General features: G+C 68.9%; 16 protein-coding genes. 9 read left to right on the top strand and 7 right to left on the bottom strand.

The window, feature by feature from the left end:
* Positions 1–28: 28 nt before the first annotated feature.
* The 6 genes from AB0I34_RS10725 (at position 29) to AB0I34_RS10700 (ending at position 6,366) form a co-directional block, all read left to right on the top strand.
* Entirely contained in the window at positions 29–1,039 is a 1,011-nt protein-coding gene (locus AB0I34_RS10725) for a LacI family DNA-binding transcriptional regulator (RefSeq protein ID WP_360442862.1), read from the top strand.
* Positions 1,040–1,112: 73 nt separating this feature from the next.
* Positions 1,113–2,399, top strand: coding sequence for an extracellular solute-binding protein (locus tag AB0I34_RS10720; protein WP_360442859.1), 1,287 nt, complete (start codon positions 1,113–1,115; stop codon positions 2,397–2,399).
* A gap of 15 nt (positions 2,400–2,414) precedes the next feature.
* Positions 2,415–3,359, top strand: a complete 945-nt coding sequence (locus tag AB0I34_RS10715) for a sugar ABC transporter permease (RefSeq protein ID WP_360442856.1) — start codon at positions 2,415–2,417, stop codon at positions 3,357–3,359.
* Positions 3,356–4,183 (top strand): carbohydrate ABC transporter permease, encoded by an 828-nt coding sequence (locus AB0I34_RS10710; protein ID WP_360442853.1) that lies wholly within the window; start codon positions 3,356–3,358, stop codon positions 4,181–4,183. Before AB0I34_RS10715 ends, AB0I34_RS10710 begins: the two co-directional genes overlap by 4 nt.
* Positions 4,184–4,211: 28 nt before the next feature.
* Positions 4,212–5,711, top strand: coding sequence for an alpha-N-arabinofuranosidase (locus tag AB0I34_RS10705; protein WP_360442850.1), 1,500 nt, complete (start codon positions 4,212–4,214; stop codon positions 5,709–5,711).
* A gap of 25 nt (positions 5,712–5,736) precedes the next feature.
* Positions 5,737–6,366 (top strand): TMEM175 family protein, encoded by a 630-nt coding sequence (locus tag AB0I34_RS10700; RefSeq protein WP_360442848.1) that lies wholly within the window; start codon positions 5,737–5,739, stop codon positions 6,364–6,366.
* On the opposite strand, the gene AB0I34_RS10695 is transcribed toward AB0I34_RS10700, so the two are convergent.
* From AB0I34_RS10695 to AB0I34_RS10685, 3 genes are read right to left on the bottom strand one after another with little or no spacing between them, the layout of a single operon-like run.
* Complete coding sequence (locus AB0I34_RS10695) at positions 6,352–6,816, bottom strand: hypothetical protein (RefSeq protein ID WP_360442845.1); 465 nt, start codon at positions 6,814–6,816, stop codon at positions 6,352–6,354. The two genes, AB0I34_RS10700 and AB0I34_RS10695, sit on opposite strands and share 15 nt — an antisense overlap.
* 49 nt (positions 6,817–6,865) lie before the next feature.
* Complete coding sequence (locus tag AB0I34_RS10690; RefSeq protein WP_360442842.1) at positions 6,866–7,504, bottom strand: response regulator transcription factor; 639 nt, start codon at positions 7,502–7,504, stop codon at positions 6,866–6,868.
* Positions 7,504–8,826, bottom strand: a complete 1,323-nt coding sequence (locus AB0I34_RS10685; protein ID WP_360442839.1) for a histidine kinase — start codon at positions 8,824–8,826, stop codon at positions 7,504–7,506. Before AB0I34_RS10685 ends, AB0I34_RS10690 begins: the two co-directional genes overlap by 1 nt.
* 105 nt (positions 8,827–8,931) lie before the next feature.
* Between AB0I34_RS10685 and AB0I34_RS10680 the strand changes: the two genes are divergently transcribed.
* Both AB0I34_RS10680 and AB0I34_RS10675 read left to right on the top strand, forming a co-directional pair.
* Positions 8,932–10,638: an ABC transporter ATP-binding protein gene (locus tag AB0I34_RS10680; RefSeq protein ID WP_360442836.1), complete on the top strand. Its 1,707-nt coding sequence runs from the start codon at positions 8,932–8,934 to the stop codon at positions 10,636–10,638.
* A gap of 176 nt (positions 10,639–10,814) precedes the next feature.
* A complete protein-coding gene (locus AB0I34_RS10675) occupies positions 10,815–11,618 on the top strand; it encodes a serine/threonine-protein kinase (RefSeq protein ID WP_360442833.1) in 804 nt (267 codons plus the stop codon).
* Here the strand turns inward: AB0I34_RS10675 and AB0I34_RS10670 are convergent.
* Positions 11,603–12,049 (bottom strand): GNAT family N-acetyltransferase, encoded by a 447-nt coding sequence (locus AB0I34_RS10670; protein ID WP_360442830.1) that lies wholly within the window; start codon positions 12,047–12,049, stop codon positions 11,603–11,605. The two genes, AB0I34_RS10675 and AB0I34_RS10670, sit on opposite strands and share 16 nt — an antisense overlap.
* A 10-nt stretch (positions 12,050–12,059) precedes the next feature.
* The gene (locus AB0I34_RS10665) at positions 12,060–12,773 is read right to left on the bottom strand and encodes a siderophore-interacting protein (RefSeq protein ID WP_360442827.1); all 714 of its coding nucleotides are present in this window, start codon (positions 12,771–12,773) and stop codon (positions 12,060–12,062) included.
* Between the two features lie 89 nt (positions 12,774–12,862).
* Here AB0I34_RS10665 and AB0I34_RS10660 point away from each other — a divergent pair, with 89 nt between their 5' ends.
* On the top strand, positions 12,863–15,457 hold the full coding sequence (locus tag AB0I34_RS10660; RefSeq protein ID WP_360442824.1) for a GNAT family N-acetyltransferase: 2,595 nt from the start codon (positions 12,863–12,865) through the stop codon (positions 15,455–15,457).
* Positions 15,458–15,520: 63 nt separating this feature from the next.
* Here the strand turns inward: AB0I34_RS10660 and AB0I34_RS10655 are convergent, their stop codons facing one another.
* The gene (locus AB0I34_RS10655) at positions 15,521–16,339 is read right to left on the bottom strand and encodes an SAM-dependent methyltransferase (protein WP_360442821.1); all 819 of its coding nucleotides are present in this window, start codon (positions 16,337–16,339) and stop codon (positions 15,521–15,523) included.
* Between the two features lie 393 nt (positions 16,340–16,732).
* Positions 16,733–16,930, bottom strand: a complete 198-nt coding sequence (locus AB0I34_RS10650) for a hypothetical protein (RefSeq protein WP_131361650.1) — start codon at positions 16,928–16,930, stop codon at positions 16,733–16,735.
* Positions 16,931–17,201 lie beyond the last annotated feature (271 nt).

Here is a 17,201-nt window from a genome sequence, read left to right as displayed (position 1 = left end):
CCCATGACCAGTGGTTGGGGGTGACGGCATGGCGGTGACGATGCGTGACGTGGCCCGGCAGGCCGGAGTGTCACCGAAGACCGTCTCCAACGTGATGAACGGGTACCCGTACATCCGTGAGGAGACCCGGATCAAGGTGCTCGCCGCGATCGATGCGCTCGGCTACCAGATGAACATCTCCGCCCGGAACCTCAAGTCCGGCCGGACCGGCATCATCGGCCTGGCCGTGCCCGAGCTCAGCCTGCCGTACTTCGGCGAGCTCGCGGACGCGGTGATCGAGGCCGCGGAGCTGCACGGCCTGACCGTGATGATCGAGCAGACCGGCGCGGACCGCGACCGCGAGCTGACCGTGATCAAGCGGCCGCGCGGTCACTTGGTCGACGGCCTGCTGTACAGCCCGCTCGGCCTCGGGCAGGAAGACATCGGGCAGCTGACGACGTCCGCACCGATGGTCCTGCTCGGCGAACGCATCTTCCACAGCCCGGTCGACCACGTGATGATCGACAACGTGGCCGGCACCAAGGCCGCGGTCGAGCACCTGCTCCAACTCGGCCGCCGCCGGATCGCCGTCCTCGGCGTCCACCCCGGCGAGAAGGTCGGCACCGCCGCCATCCGGTACGACGCGTATGCCGAGGCGCTCACCGAGCACGGCGTACCGGTGCCGGAGGAGCTCGCCTTCCACGCGGGCAAGTGGCACCGCTCGACCGGCGCCGAGGCGACCCAGGCTCTACTCGCCTCCGGGCGCAAGTTCGACGCCGTCCTCGCCCTCAACGACACCCTCGCCCTCGGCGCGATCCGGACCCTCACCAAGCACGGCCTGCGCGTCCCGGACGACGTCGCCGTCGCCGGCTTCGACAACATCGACGAAGCTCAATACAGCACGCCGACCCTGACCACCGTCGACCCCGGCCGCGCCCAGATCGCGCGCACCGCAGTCGACCTCCTCGTCCGCCGAATGAAGGGCGACGACTCCGAACACGAGGAGATCGTGGCGCCGTACAAGCTCCACACCCGCGAATCCACCCTCGGCACCAACTGAGCCCTTGACGGTCCCAGAGCACCCGGGCATCATCTCTACACCGATGTAGTACACCGATGTAAAGTAGGCTCGCATGGTTGACGACCGCCCTTCTCGTCCACGGCGCAGAGCAGTACTAGGTGGCATGCTCGGCGCCCTCGCGCTCACCGGTTGCGGCAGCCTCGGGTCCCGGCCGCGGGTCCGGGAATGGAATCTGTTCGGCGGCGGTGACGGCGCCCGCCTGCTGCAGATCCATCAGCAGTACGTCGCCGAGCACCCAGACGTCGACTTCGAGGCGCACACGCTCGCCTGGGGTCCGCCGTTCTACACGAAGCTCGCGATGTCCGCGGCCGGCGGCCGCGCGCCCGAGGTCGCGACCCTGCATCTGTCCCGGCTGAAGGGATTCAGCCCGACCACGATGCTCGATCCGATCCCGGTCGACCTGCTCGAGGAGGCCGGCGTCCGCGAGGCCGACTTCCTGCCGGCGACGTGGAACCGCTGCATCGTCGACGGGAAGCTGTACGCCGTACCGCTCGACCAGCACCCGTTCGTCCTCTACTACAACACCGACGTCTGCAAGAAGGCCGGTCTCCTCGGCCCGGACGGCAAGATCAAGCCGGTCCAGGGCGTCACCGAGTTCCTCGACATGCTCAAGGCGGTCAAGGAGACCACCGGCAAGTACGCCGCCTCGGTCGAGACCACGAACCCGTGGCGAATCTGGTGGACTCTCTACGGCCAACTGGAAGGCAAGTTCTTCAGCGACGACGGCACGCGGCTCGTCCTGGACGACGCCAAGGCGCTGGAAGCCCTTGAACTGATGGCGAAACTCGCCACCGACGGACTCACCCCGAAATCGTCGAACTACGCCGCCCTGGTCGCCCAGTTCACCAACGGCGACGCCGGCCTGAGCTTCAACGGTGAGTGGGAGGTGACGACGTACCAGACCGCGAAGACGCCGTTCAGCATGGCGCCGTTCCCGGTCGTGTACGACGTACCGAGTTTCGCCGGCGACTCGCACACGTTCGTGCTGCCGCACCAGGCCAACCGGAACAAGGACGACACCAAGGCGACGATCGAGTACATCGCCTGGATCCTCAAGCACAGTGCGGACTGGGCGGCCGGCGGCCACATCCCGGCGTACCAGCCGGTGGCGAAGAGCCAGAAGTACCTGGACCTCAAGCCACAGGCGGAGTACCGCAGTGTCGCGCCGGATGTGCTCTACGACCCGGACGGCTGGTTCAGCGGTTCGGGAGCGCAACTGGAGAACGAGGCCGGGGCCGCGTTCAGCGGAGTGTTCTCCGGCCAGGCGACCCCCAAGGCGGCGCTCGCGCAGTTCAAGGCCGCCACCCAGAAGTTGCTCGACACCCCGTCCCCGGTCTGACAGGAGGTCACGTTCATGGCCGTACAGACACAACCTCAGGTCACCACGACCACGCCGCGCACCGCGGCGAAGCCGGCGACGGGACAGCCCTGGAAGGAACGCTGGGGCGGGCTGTTCTTCGTCGCGCCGTTCCTGCTGCTGTTCGCCGTCTTCATGATCTGGCCGATCATCTCCGGGCTGTGGAACAGCTTCTTCAACACCAGTCTCGCCGGGGTGAAACAGGAGTTCCTCGGGCTGCAGAACTGGCGGGAGATGTTCGGCGATCCGGCCGTCTGGTCGTCGCTGAAGAACACCCTCGTCTTCACCGCGATGAGTACTCCACCACTGGTCGTCATCGCGCTGGTGATGGCCCTGCTGGCCAACCGCAAAGGCCTGCTGGGCTGGCTGTTGCGGTTCTCGTACTTCGCTCCGTTCGTCCTGCCGGCGACAGTCGTGACCCTGATCTGGGTGTGGATCTACCAGCCCGGGTTCGGCCTGGTGAACGGGCTGCTGACGGCCGGCGGGTTCGCTGAGATCGACTGGCTGAACACCGAGAACCGGGCCATGCTCGCCGTGGTGATCACGACCGTCTGGTGGACGGTCGGATTCAACTTCCTGCTCTATCTCGCTGCCCTGCAAGGGATTCCGGCCCAGGTGTACGAGGCGGCCGCGATCGACGGCGCGAACGGCCGGCAGCAGCTGTTCCGGATCACGCTCCCGCTGCTGAGCCGGACCACCGGGCTGATCGTCGTACTGCAACTGGTGGCGTCGTTGAAGATCTTCGACCAGATCTACCTGATGACCAACGGCGGTCCGAACTTCGCGACCCGGCCGATCATCCAGTACATCTACCAGAACGGCTTCACCAACTACCGGATCGGCTACGCGTCGGCGATCTCGTACATGTTCTTCGCGGTCATCGTGGTGGTCGCGGTGCTGCAGTTCAGACTGTTCTCGGGCCGGAAGGAGGCCGACCAATGAGGACGACGTGGACCTTCCCGAAGGTGGCGACCATCGTCGGTGCGGTACTGCTGGCCGCGCTCTGGCTGGTTCCGTTGCTCTGGGCCCTCGACACCTCGCTCAAGCCGGAACCGGAGACGACCCGGTCACCCATCACGTGGTTGCCGGCAGCACCGACCATGGCGGCGTACAGCAGCGTGCTCGACCAGGGAGACCTGATTCGCTGGTTCTTCAACAGCACCGTCGTGTCGGTGCTGGTCACCGGGCTGACCCTGGTCGTCTCGGTACTGGCGGCGTTCGGCTTCTCCCGGACCAGGTTCCCCGGCCGGCGGGTCCTGTTCGGCCTGATCATCGCCGGCATCCTGGTCCCGCCGCAGGTGCTGATCGTGCCGCTGTTCCAGGAGATGACCGGGCTCGGTCTGGTCGACACCTACTGGGGCATCGTGCTGCCGCAGGTGGTCGCGCCGGTGATGGTGTTCGTACTGAAGAAGTTCTTCGACGGCATCTCCCGCGACTACGAGGACGCCGCCCGGGTGGACGGCGCGACCCGGTGGCGGATCGTCTGGAGCGTGATGGTGCCGATGTCGCGGCCGATCCTCGTTGCCGTCGGCATCTTCACGTTCATCGGGGCCTGGAACAACTTCCTCTGGCCGTTCATCGTGACCACCGACCCGTCGATGATGACGATCCCGGTCGGACTCGCCAACGTGCAGGGCTCCTACGGCCTGCGCTACGCCCAGATCATGGCGTCCGCCGTGCTGGGCGGACTTCCCTTGCTGATCGTCTACGCCCTGTTCCAGCGCCATGTGGTGCGTGGGGTGGGCGACGCCGGCATCAAGGGATGACCTCACCTCTCACGACAGGAGCCACCTGGTGACCTCTGCCCGCATCATCATCGACCCCGCGTTCACGGTTGCCCCGGTCAACCGGCGGACCTTCGGCACGTTCGTCGAGCACATGGGCCGCTGTGTCTACACCGGCATCTATGAGCCCGGGCACGCGACCGCCGACGAGGACGGCTTCCGCAAGGACGTCCTCGAGCTGACCCGGGAGCTCGGGGTGTCGGTGGTCCGCTACCCCGGCGGCAACTTCGTCTCCGGCTACCGCTGGGAGGACGGCGTCGGCCCGCGCGAGGGCCGGCCGCGGCGGCTCGACCTGGCCTGGCACAGCGTCGAGACGAACGAGTTCGGCCTGGACGAGTTCATCCGCTGGTGTGCCAAGGCCGGGGTGGAGCCGATGATGGCGCTGAACCTCGGAACTCGCGGCGTGCAGGAGGCGCTCGACCTGCAGGAGTACTCGAACCACCCAGGTGGGACCGCCCTGTCCGACCTGCGTGAACAACACGGCGCGTCGCCGTACGGCGTCAAACTGTGGTGCCTGGGCAACGAGTTGGACGGGCCGTGGCAGATCGGGCACAAGACCCCGGCCGAGTACGGGCGGCTCGCGGCCGAGACGGCCCGGACGATGCGGATGATCGAACCCGATCTGGAGCTGGTCGCGTGCGGTTCGTCGTCGTCGCAGATGCCGACCTTCGGCACCTGGGAGCGTGAGGTGTTGCGGGAGACGTACGACTTCGTCGACCACATCTCATGCCACGCGTACTACGGCAACGACGACGGCGACACGGCGTCGTTCCTGGCCTCCGCGGTGAACATGGACCGCTTCATCGACGCCGTCACGGCAACCGCGGACCACGTGGGTGCGGAACTCAAGAGCAGCAAGCAGATCGGCATCTCGTTCGACGAGTGGAATGTCTGGTACAAGGACCGCTCGCGGCGGACCGACGGACCGCACGACCAGTGGGAGGTCGCCCCACGCCGGATCGAGGACGAGTACAACGTCACCGACGCCGTTGTCGTCGGCAACCTCCTGATCTCGTTGCTGCGGCACAGCGACCGGGTCGCCGTGGCCTGCCTCGCGCAGCTGGCGAACGTGATCGCGCCGATCATGACGGAGCCGAACGGCCCGGCCTGGCGGCAGCCGACGTTCCACCCGTTCGCGATCACGTCACGACTCGCGGCCGGCCAGGTGCTGCGGCTGGAGACCGACTCGCCGACCGTCAGCACCGCCAAGTACGGCGACGTCCCGGCCGTCGACGCGGTCGCGACGTACTCCGAGGGCGAACTGGCGGTCTTCCTCGTCAACCGCTCGTCCGAGGACACGGTCGACGTCACCGTCGACGTCAGCCGCTCCGGCGTCACCACGATCGAGGAAGCCGTCATGGTGCACGACGCCGATCCGCTGGCCACCAACTCGGCCGAGCACCCCGACCGAATCTCCCCACAACCAGCCGATTCCCGCCTGCAGGACGGCAAGCTGACCGTCACCCTGCCGGCCATCAGCTGGGTCGCGCTAAGGCTGTCGACCGACTGAGCTCGCGGTGTCAGACTGGGTGACCGTGGCCACCCAGTCTGACCTTGCGGACACCTCGCGGATCGAGGCCTTCAGCGACGGCGTGTTCGCGATCGCGATCACCCTGCTCGTCCTCGAGTTGCACATTCCCGAGCTCGAAGCGGACGAGCGGCTCTGGCCGGCGTTGGTGCGGGAGTGGCCGCAGTTCGCGGCGTACCTGACCAGCTTCGCGGTCCTCGGCATCATGTGGGTCAACCACCACTCGATGTTCCGGCAGATCCGGCGGGCGGATCGCGGACTGATGTTCCTCAACCTGCTGCTGTTGCTGTGGACCGCATTGCTGCCGTTCCCGACGAACCTGTTCGCCGAGTACCTGCGCGACGACACGATCGATGCCCATGTCGCGGCCGCGGTCTACAGCACCAACCTGACGCTGGCGGCGATCGCGTTCAGTCTGATCTGGTGGCACGTGCTGCGGTCTCACCTGGTCGATCACAACCTCACGCCGTCCGAGCAGCGCGCGTCGGTCCTGCGCTACTCGATCGGCACGTTGTTCTACGCGGCCTGTATCGGGCTGTCGTTCATCTCGGCCCCGCTTACCTTGCTCGTCCAGTTCGTCCTTGCCCTGTACTACGGCTTCGAGCAACTGAGGACCCGGTCGTCAGCCGTGGCCTGACCCGTCGTCGCCGGACTTGCCCTTCCCGGAGGTGCCGGAGTCCCCACCCTTGTCGTCACCCGGCTCGATGGTGTTCGAGCCCTTGGTGGTCGTGCGATCGCCGCCCTTGTCATCGCCGCGCTCGGTCGTCCTGGTGGGCGACGGCGTACGGGTGCGGTCGCCGCCGTGGTCGTCCGGACTCAGTGTCGGCGTCGGCGTGACCGTGGCGCTCTGCGGGTTCACGGTGACCGGCGGCGGCAGCCAGAGCTGGGCTGGTGACTCGTTGGGGGTGCCGGGGTCGAAGGCCGTCCAGACGGCGGTGCCGCCTGCGACCAGGCCGGCTGCCGCAGCCAGGCCGAGCAGTCCGGTGCCGGCCCAGGCCAGGTAGCGGGCCGGGCGGCGAGTGGACGCCGGCTCAGCGGATCGCGACTGCAGGACGACCGGTCGGCGTCTCGGGTCTTCTGACTCCATACTCCGATGGTGTCCGGTCGACCGGGTCCGGCACCATCGGACCTTGGTACTAGTACCCCTGGTCCGGCTGCCGCTGGGCGTGCCGCTGCGCCCACAGCGCGGCCTGCGTGCGGTCGGTGACGCCGAGCCGCTGGTACACGTTGGTCAGGTGCGCCTTGACCGTGCGCTCGCTGATTCCCAGCCGGCGCGCGATCGTCTTGTTCGGCAGCCCGTCGCCGACCATCCGCAGTACCTCCTGCTCCCGCCCGGTCAGCTTGACCTCCGGACCGGGGCTGCGCCGGTGCGTCAGCAGCACCCGCGCCGCCTTCGGGTCGAGCGGCGATCCACCCGCCATCACCTCGCGGATGCCGGCCAGGATCACCTCGGGCTCACTGTGCTTGAGCAGATACCCCTCCGCGCCCGCCTGCAGCGCGTCCAGGATCCGCGTCTGGTCGCTGAACGACGTCAGCACCACGACCCGCACGGACGAGTCCGCGGCGACGATCCGCCCGGTCGCCGCGACCCCGTCAGTGCCCGGCATCGACAGATCCATCAGTACGACGTCCGGCCGCAGCTCGGCCGCCATCGTGACCGCCTGGTCCCCGTCGTCCGCGGCGCCGACCAGCTCGAGGTCGTCCGCCGTACCGATCAGCTGGGACAGGCCGGTCCGGACGATCGCGTGATCGTCGGCGATCAGTACCCGGATCATCAGACCGGCACCTCGACTTCCACTCGTGTCCCCTGACCTGGCGCGGCCCGCACCGTCAGCATGCCACCTGAGTCCGCCAGCAGGTCGCCGATCGACCGTAGCCCGAGGTGTCCGTTGCTGCTGCGCTCGTCCAACCGCGACTCGTCGAATCCGCGCCCGTCGTCGTCCACGACCAGTCGTGCGACGCCGTCACTCCGGTCCGCGCTGATCAGCACACCGCGCGCCCCACTGTGTGCGGCCACGTTGCGGATGATCTCCTGCGCGGCCCGGAACAGTAGCGCGGCGACTGCGGGTGGCAGCTGCTCCGCACCGTCGGTCTCCAGCCGTACGTCGATCCCTACGCGCTCGAGACCGGCAGCCAGCTCAGCCAGTGCGGACGCCAGGCCTTCCTCAGCCAGGTTGGGTGGGTAGATGTCGACCAGCAGCGACCGCAACGAGCCGATGCTGCCACGTAGGCGCGAGGCGCTGTCCGCGATCAGTTCGGCACGCTGACCCTCGGTCGGATGACCCAACCGCATGGCGTCGAGCGCGTAGTTGAGCCCGGTGAGCTCCTGCACCACTCCGTCGTGCAGTTCGCCCGCGATCCGGCGCCGTTCGGCATCTGATGCCTCGACAGCGTGCTGCAAGAGCCGGGCCCGATCGCGCTGCTGCTTCTGGACTCGGCGGGCCAGCGACCAGGCGAACGGGATCTGCACAAGCTCCAGCAGGAGCAGTGCCCCGAGTGACGGTGGAGCGAAGCGCTGCCAGGCGGCCTGTCCGGCCTCGGTGACGGCTTGGTACTGGAAGTACGCCTCGAACAGCATCGGTTCGCCGTTGGCCGCCCGGACGCCGACGTACACCTCGAGGAGCTTCTCGTACGGGATCTCGAAGCGGTTCTCGGGGCGGCTCAGGTCGCTCACCTCGGAGGCGCTGCCCTGCACGCGGAGTGCCTCGATCTCCTCCGCGCCGAGGGGAAAGGTCTGCCCGATCAGTTCCGACTGGTCGGAGTAGACGATCGTGCCGTTCGCGTTCCACAGCTTGACCCGGACCAGTGAGCCCTGCAGCACGTACCTGCGCATCGCGGCGTCGAACGCCTGCAGGGCGGCAGGCTGACCCGCGACGACCTCCGCGGTCAGGCGTGGCTCGACCACGCCGCGCGCGGTCACGTACGTCACCTGCCGAGCGGACTCGGAGGCCTGCTCGATGCCGGCCTGACGAGCGATGTACGCGATCAGCGCGGCCAGCGACAGCAGCACGATCAGGCCGGCGGCGGTGAAGCGCACCAACAGACCGGCGGTCGAGACCGGCTCGCGCTCGGCCCGCCTACGTCGCAGTTTCACCATGCCTGGGATCGTAGGGCGGCCGGACAGTCCGCGGGCAGCCCGACAAGAGTCGTAGTACCAAGGTGCACTACCGATGCCGACCTCGGGCCGACGACCGTGGTTGGCATGAAGCTCCCGCTGTCACTCACCGTCGCAGGCCCCGCGGCCAGAGCGCAGTTCCCTGCACTCGCCGCCGCGGCCGGACTGGTCGCGCTGCGGGTCGGTGTGGTGCTGCTGCGTCCGTGGCCGCTGGCTCTGGCCGTCGACCACGCACTCGACGACCGCTCTGCCGGCGGACCGGATCCGCTCCTGGTACTCGGCGCCGCGGCAGCGGCCGGCGTGCTGCTGAGCGGCGAGATCGGCCTGCTCGATATGGGGAGTCTGCGCGCCGCGGAGGGTGCGGCCGAGCGGATCGGTGCGGCGCTGCGGGCCACGATGTTCCAGCGGACCATGACCAGATCGCTGCGCTGGCACGACCGGATGCGCAGCGGCGAGCTGGTCTCGCGGCTCACCACCGATGTCGGCCGGGTGCTCGACGGCATCGTCGCGCTGGCCACCTCGTTCCTGCCGGATGCCGTGATGCTGCTCGGCGTTCTGGCCCTGCTGTCCGCGTTCGACCCCGAGCTTGCGCTGATCGGGCTGGCCGTCGTACCGGTGCTGGCGGCGTTCGCCGTACGGCAGCGCCGGCTGATCAAGTCCGCTCAGCAGGACGCACGCGCCGAGTCCGGACGACTCGCAGGTACGACGACCGACCTGCTGCGCAATGTGCGAGCGGTGCAGGCCTTCGGCCGGACGGACCGGGCTTCTGCCGTCTTCGGCACGCGGAACCGCGCGGTACTGGACGTGGAACTGCGGGCGATCGACGTGGATGCACGCTGGACTCCGGTTGCCGACATCGTGCTCGCAGTCGGGTCGGCGCTGGTCCTGATCGTCGGCGGACGGCATGTGCTGACCGGTGCACTGACCACTGGGCAGTTGCTGGTCGTGCTGGCCTACCTGCGGGACCTGTACTCGCCCGTCCGTGGTCTTACCCGACTGTCCGCCGTACTGGCCAAGGCTGGAGCGAGTGCGACCCGGGTGCGCGACGTACTGGACAACGACGAGGCTGTGGTCGATCGACCGAGCGCACGGCCTGCGCCCCGGCTGGTGCACGAGGTCCACTTCGAGCGGGTCGGGTTCAGCTACGAGGCGGCGCACCCGGTGCTGCTGGACTTCGACCTGCGGATCGCGGCGGGCGAGACGGTGTGCCTGCTCGGCCCGAGCGGCATCGGCAAGAGCACCGCGCTGCACCTGCTGCTCCGCCTGTACGACGTGGACGCGGGCAGGATCCTGATCGACGGGGTGGATGTGCGGGACTGCGACCAGCGGTCGCTGCGGGAGCGGTTCGCGTTCGTACCGCAGGACCCGTGGCTGCTGGACGCGACGGTCGCCGAGAACATTGCCTTCGGCAACCAGGAAGCGACCCGGGCCGGTGTGGTCGCGGCCGGCCGGGCGGCGCTGGTGGACGAGTTCGCCGGCCGGCTCCCGCAGGGGTACGACACCCCGCTCGGCGAAGGCGGCGTCCGCCTCTCCGGTGGTCAGCGCCGCCGGGTCGCGATCGCCCGGGCCGCCGTGTCGACCGCGCCGATGGTCCTGCTCGACGAACCCACCGCATCACTCGACCCCGAGTCCGCGGCGGCGGTGATCGAGGCGATCCGCAGTACCACGACGAACCGCACCGTGCTGCTCGTCACCCACGACCGCGCGCTGGCGTCGATCGCTGATCGGGTCGTCACCTTGGTTTCCTCCCGGCCGCCGGCCAGGGGGCTCCTCCAGAACGCCGGAAGGAGGTGAACACCATGCTCCGGATCAAGCCGACCATGCACCACGGCCACGGTCGCGGACGGTCCCGTAGCCGTTCCCGCAGCCGCAGCCGCTCCCGCAGCCGCTCGCGCGACTGACGGACCCGGCCCGCCGGACACCGCTCAGGGTGTGTCCGGCGGGCCGTCAACCTTCTGGAGGGGACAGCGATGGACGAGTTGGCGGTAGACGGCCTGGCGGTGTGGGAATCGGCCGAAGGTTCGGAGCTCCCCGGCGGGATGCTCGCGATCGAGCGGCTCGGCGTCGGCACGCGCTGCGAGACCTGGCTGGTGTGGTCCCCCGATCTGTGGGCTCCGGCCGTGCTGAAGGTCGCCCGCCCGCATCAGATCCGCCACCCGCGCGCCGTCCGGTCCCTGCGACGGGAGACGGCCGCCCTCAGCGGGAACCAGCATCCGGCCCTCCCCCGGTTGCTTGCCGACGGCACCGACGACGCCGTACCGCACATCGTGATCGAGTACGTCGACGGTCCTTCGCTGGCGGACGAGATCGACGAGAACGGTGCGCTGCCCGACCTCCAGGTCGCGCTGGTCGGCGCCCAGCTCCTGCCGGCTCTGGCGACCCTGCACCGCCGCGGCCTCGCGCATCTGGATCTGAAGCCGGACAACGTCGTACTGCGGGACGGCCGGCCGATCCTGATCGACTTCGGCACCGCCCGCCGGATCGGCTCACTGCAGCCGGCCGGGCATCCCGTCGGCACGCTCGGGTACGCCTCGCCCGAGCAGGAAGCGTGCACACCGGTCAGTGTCGCGATGGATCTCTACAGCCTGGGCTGCACTCTCGCGGAGTGCCTGGACCCCGGCACCGGCAAGGTCTGGCAGGTCGTCAATCGCCTGACCTCGACGGACCCAGCCGCCCGCGGCACTGTCGCCGAAGCGTTGCTCGATCTCGCCGATGCCGCCGGTGAGCTGCGGCCGTGGCCCGAGTGGCTCGACCGTTTCTACCGCTCGAACTGAGTGACCTCGACGCCGAGGGCGACCTCGATCCGGGCGATCTCGTGGTAGCCGCGGGACTTGTAGAGGTTGACGGCCGGAGTGTTCGCGCTGCCGGTCGAGACCAGGCTGGCCGGCCGCGGCTCCTGCTGGTCGAGGTGGTCGAGCAGGGCGCGCCCGTGACCGCGGCGGGCGTACGCCGGATCGACGATCAGGCGGGAGATCTCGACTGTGTCGTCGTCCGGGAACTCGTACGCCACCGCGCCGACCAGGACGTCACCGTCGTACCGGCCGAGCCAGTGTTCGGTGGACGACATCAGACCGGCGAGGTCCTCCTGCAGTGGCGGGATGCCGTCGAAGCCGATCAGCTCGGCCTCGATGGCGTACGCGGCGTGCTGGATCGCCAGCAACCGTTCGGCAAGCGTGCGGTCGCTGAGGTCGAGAGGGCTGATCACGCCCGTCAGGCTACGCGGCCTTCCAGTAGCCCAAGGCCTTCACCCGGTGCTTCGGTACGGCGAGGTCCTTCAGGACGTACGTCGTGAGGGCGCGGGTGGTAGCGGTGTCGCAGGCGATCCAGACGTACGCGCCGGACGCCTCGCCGAGGAGCTTCGGAAGATCCGCCTTGACGCTCGCGACCAGTTCCGGCCGTGGGATCGCACGGAGCTCGTGCCGCTCGGGGTCGATCCGGAACGGGAGCGAGTGGTCGGCGTCGTGCGAGGTCTCGAACCAGATCGTGGCCGGCAGCTTCGGTGCGACCGCGAGCAGCGAGTTGATGGCCGGCAGGGACGCCGGGTCCCCGATCACCAGCATCCGCGCGGGCAGTGGGTCCGGCACCTCGAACCCGGTCCCCTGCACGGTCGCCTCGATCGTGTCGCCGGGCTGGGCCTTGCGGGACCAGTCGCTCGCGCAGCCGTCGTGCAACGCGAACTCCAGACTGAACGTCCCGGCGTCGACATCCGGGTCGACCAGCGTGTAGGCCCGCTGGTGCGGCTTGCCCGCGTTGTCGAACCACAGCCGCACCCACATCGTCGGGTGAACCCCGCTGGCTTCGAGTAGACCGCCATCGGTGAAGTGCACCCGGCGGTAGCGCTCGGTGACCTGTTCGGCACCCGTCACGGTGAAGACGAAGTCCTTCCCGCGGAACAGCTTGAGCACCACACCTTCCCAGCCGTGCCCCACGAGAACCTCCCCTAGAGTCGATGTCATTGCGGCCGAAGAATCTGACTTGTAAGTTAGCGCAGCCTAACCTAACTGAAACGAGGCCAGGAGTGAATGCTCGGGTGTTCCGGGACGCGTACGGCGTACCGCATCTGCGGGCTGGAGACCCGCTGGCTCTCGTGTACCTGCAAGGCACCAACGCCGCGGCCGACCGTGCCTGGCAGCTCGAGCTCGAGCGCCGCCGGTTCCTCGGCACCAGCGCGGCCTTCCTGGGCGCCGAGGCGGCGGGCTGGGATGTGTTCGCGCGGCAGGCCCGGCTCGCCGACACCGCGCAGCGCTGCTTCGAGGCGCTCGACGAGCAGACCCGCGAGTGGATCACGGCGTACGTCGAGGGCGTCAACCACGCGCTGCCCGGTGGAGCCGCCCGTGCCCCCGAGTTCGCCGAGACCGGCCTCACGCTGCAGGAGTGGGAGCCATGGGCGCCGCTCGGCATCTGGCTCGCGGTGCACATCCTGTTCGCCGGCTTCCCGAGCAAGCTGTGGCGCACCCACGTGGCGCGGACCCTCGGCGACGACAAGCTCGATCTGTTCACCTCGGAGGGACCGCGGACGGCGGGCAGCAACGGCTGGATGATCCCGGGGTCACTGTCCAGCAGCGGCCAGGCGATCGTCGCCGGCGACCCGCACCGCTACATCGAGAGCCCGGGCGTCTACCAGCAGATCCGGTTGTCCTGCCCCGAGTACGACGTATTGGGCCTCGCCGTCCCCGGGATCCCCGGCGTCGCACACTTCGGCCACACCGGGGAGGTCGCCTGGGCGATCACCAACGCGATGGCCGACTACCAGGACCTGTACGCCGAGCAGCTCCGGCCGGGCGGGCCGGGACTGGAAGCGCTCGGCCCGGACGGCTGGAAGCCGGCGCAGGTCCACACCGAGGTCGTCGAGGTGGCCGGCGCGGATCCGATCGAGGTCGAGGTGATCGAGACCGAGCGTGGCCCGGTGATCGTGAACGACTCGAGCCGGACGATCAGCCTTCGGTACCCGCCGCGAGTGACCGGGCGGCTCGGCTTCGAGGTCATTCCGAAGTTGCTCCAGGCAACCACCGTGGCGGACATCGACGCGGCCGTCGGCGACTGGGTGGAGCCGGTCAACGTGATCCTCGCGGCCGACATCGCGGGTGGGCTGCTCCATCGCACCGCCGGGCTGGTCCCGCGACGTCACGGCGACAACATGCTGCGCGTCGTGCCGGCGTGGGAAGCCGGCCACCAGTGGGACGGATGGCACGACCCGATGCCGCGGGCAACCGTCGACGGGCCGGCCGTGATGGCGAACGCGCGGGAGCTCGCGGCCTCACTCGGCGTCGAGTTCGCCGCGCCACATCGGTCTCGCCGGATCCGTGAACTGGTGTCGTCACAGTCGAGCTGGTCGGTGGCGGAGATGCCATCGATCCACAAGGACACCTACCTCGGGTCGGCCGCGGGCCTCCTCGCCCTGCTGGCCGGCCTCGAGGAGCTGTCGCCGGAAGCCGTTGCCTTGCGCACCGAACTGCTCGGCTGGGACCGGCGGATGGACGCGGCCAGCAGCACCGCTTCGTCGTACGCCGCGATCCGGAAGGCGCTGGTCTCGCGGCTGGCCGACCACTTCGGCGTACTCGAGGACGCGCAGGTCCCCGAGGTGTTCGTGCCGTGGATGGACGTGCTCACGCATGTCTCGTACGCGGTGGAGAACCTGCTCACGACCGAGCTGATCCCGGACGTCAACGTGTCCTGGCTGGCACGCGAGGCGCTGGAAGAAGTTGCCGCACGCAAGCGCCGGCCGCCGTGGGGCGAGACGCACCAGCTGGCGCCGTTGCACGCGTTGCGCGGGCCGGTCTTCGCGCCGGGCGAGGAGCCGTTCGACCTTGGGCTGTCCGGCGACCATCACTGCGTGATGTCGACGTCGTCACTGCCAGGACTGACCGATGTGTGCGTGCGCGGCTCGGCTGCGCGCTATGCGTGGGATCTCGCGGATCGGTCGGCCAGCCGATGGGTGGTGCCGTTGGGCGCGTCCGGCGTACTCGGCGAGCCGCATCATCACGATCAGCTGCCGCTCTGGTTGCGCGGTGAGCTCGCACCGATCGTCACCGAGTGGGACAGGCTCGAGCAGGAGGACCGGAGTTTCACCCACGAGATCGAGGGCTTCGGCACGGTCGGAATTGTGGAGGCGGATCCGTCGCGAGACCTCGACCTCATCCACGGCTGGGTCACGGCCGACCGCGCGAGCTTCTGGGGCATGGGCGAGTTGTCCCGGGAGGAGATCGCGGCGACGTACGAGTTCCTGGACTCGGTGCCGACGCATCACGTGTACGTCGTGCGGTTGGACGGCGTACCGATCGGACTGCTGCAGACGTACGATCCACAGGCCGATCCGGTCGGTGCGGCGTACGAGATCCAGGCCGGGGACATCGGGGCGCATCTGCTGGTTGCGCCGGGTGATCCGCGGCCGGGGTTCACCGGGAACCTCTTGCGGGCGCTGGGCCGATTCGTGTTCGTCCACCTCGGCCATCCGCGGCTCGTCGCCGAGCCCGATACGCGCAACGAACGGGCGGTCGACCGCTTGTACCGGTCCGGATTCACCATCGGCCAGGAGGTCAAGATCACGCTGGCGGACGGCACCACGAAGACCGCGCAACTCGGCTTCCTCACGGCGGAGCGCTTCCTGAACTGAACGGCAGCTTCAGGTCACGGCGCCGGGGTCTCCGCCGCCGGGATTCGTGTGGAAGTGGGGCGATCAGTCCTTGGCCGCGAGCACGGCGGCGATCAGCGGCTGGTAGTCGGTGAGCTCTTCGACGGGCTCGCGGTTGCGCCACCTGACCGCCGGGACCAGGCCGGGCTCGAGGACGGTGAACCCGTCGCCGTACAGCGCGAGGATCTGCTCGTCGGTGCGCCAGCGGCCGCGGCCGAGCGAGCCCTGCAGGACCTGTTCCAGCTCCTGGCTGCGCGGGTCGTTCTCGCTGCGGAAGTGGCTGATGAAGACGTGGCTGCCGGACGGGATCCGGTCGTACCAGAACCGGACCAGACCGGCCGGGTCCTCGTCGTCGTTCACGTGGTGCAGTGTGGCGCTGAAGATGATCCCGACCGGCTTGGCGAAGTCGATCAGCGCGTTGGTGTCCGGGTGCTCGTAGATCGCCTTCGGCTCGCGCAGGTCGGCCTGGATCACGGTGGTGTGCTCGTTCTCGGCCAGCAGGGCGCGGCCGTGGGCGAGGACGATCGGGTCGTTGTCGACGTACACGACCTTCGCCTCGGGCACGTACCGCTGCGCGACCTGGTGGACGTTGTCCGCGGTCGGCAGGCCGCTGCCCAGGTCGATGAACTGCCGGACCGGCGTGTGGGTGATGATCTGCTGGACCGCCCGGACCAGCGCCCCGCGGTTGTCGTGGGCGATCACCGCCGAGCCGGGCAACTCGTTGATGAACCGGTCCCCGAAGGCGCGGTCGACGGCGAAGTTGTCCTTGCCGCCGAGCAGGTAGTCGTAGGTGCGGGCGATGCTCGGCTTGGTCACATCGAACTCCGCGTACGAGCGCTTCCCCTGCTTGCCTGCATCGGCCATCGCGGCGGGTCCTTCCGATCCGGTAGTGACCCCAGTCACTCTATGCGACGCCGAAACCACCCCGCTCCCGCCCCCGGCCAGTCCTTTCCGAACTCCGGGTCGCGCGGGCGGTCGATCACGCCCTCTGGTCCGGCGGGGAGCTCAGTCGGCAGGCGTGGGAGGGCGTGCGTGAGCTCCGCAAGGCTCTGCGTTCCCGGCCGTGGGTGGATCGGCTCCAGGCATCGCTCGAGTTGCGGACGTTGTTCCGAGGCTGAGTCCGCCCGGTTGAGACGCCCGGTTGAGACAGCCCGCAGCGGCCGTCGGGTTCCGGCACGACGGCCGCTGTGGTGACTGCCGGCTGTTGTCGGTGACCTGATCTGGCGGGCCCTGTCACCGGTGTGTCAGCCCGGTCTCTCAGGCGAGGGCGGTCGTGGTCTTCTCGTGGTCGCGACCGGCCGGATGCCGCTCGCGGGGTGATTCGTGCACCGCATGGTCAGCGGTTCGTGGGGCCGGGCACACCGGGCCGCGGCGGATCGGTCCGCCTCCCAGCCGCCGGCTCTTCCACTGCTTCTCTTCGTAGTCGTAGTAAGTGTCGACGCCTCCGACTGTCATCCAGATCCTCCCGTCAACCCCCCGGCTACACCCCTGGCGGTTACACGGTCCGCCTCCAGCGCGCCGGAGGCAAGCGATCCCGGAAATCACCATCGACGAACAGGCTCGAACGCCGGGTTGTGTTGGATTGCGCCGGAAATAGGGGCGTTGGAAAGTCCAAGTGTCCTGGGTCGGAGGTTCGACGGCGCTTTCGGCGCCCAGGCACGCACCTCGCGGCACTTGCCCAGCGCCCACGATGCTCCGCATCGAGGCCACTGCTCAAGCACCCCGA

Origin of the sequence: Kribbella sp. NPDC050281 (assembly GCF_040655855.1) — a bacterium.
In the GTDB taxonomy this organism is placed as follows: domain Bacteria; phylum Actinomycetota; class Actinomycetes; order Propionibacteriales; family Kribbellaceae; genus Kribbella.
The sequence above is the reverse complement of the archived record's forward strand: the minus strand, read 5'-3'. Positions and strand labels throughout refer to the sequence as shown.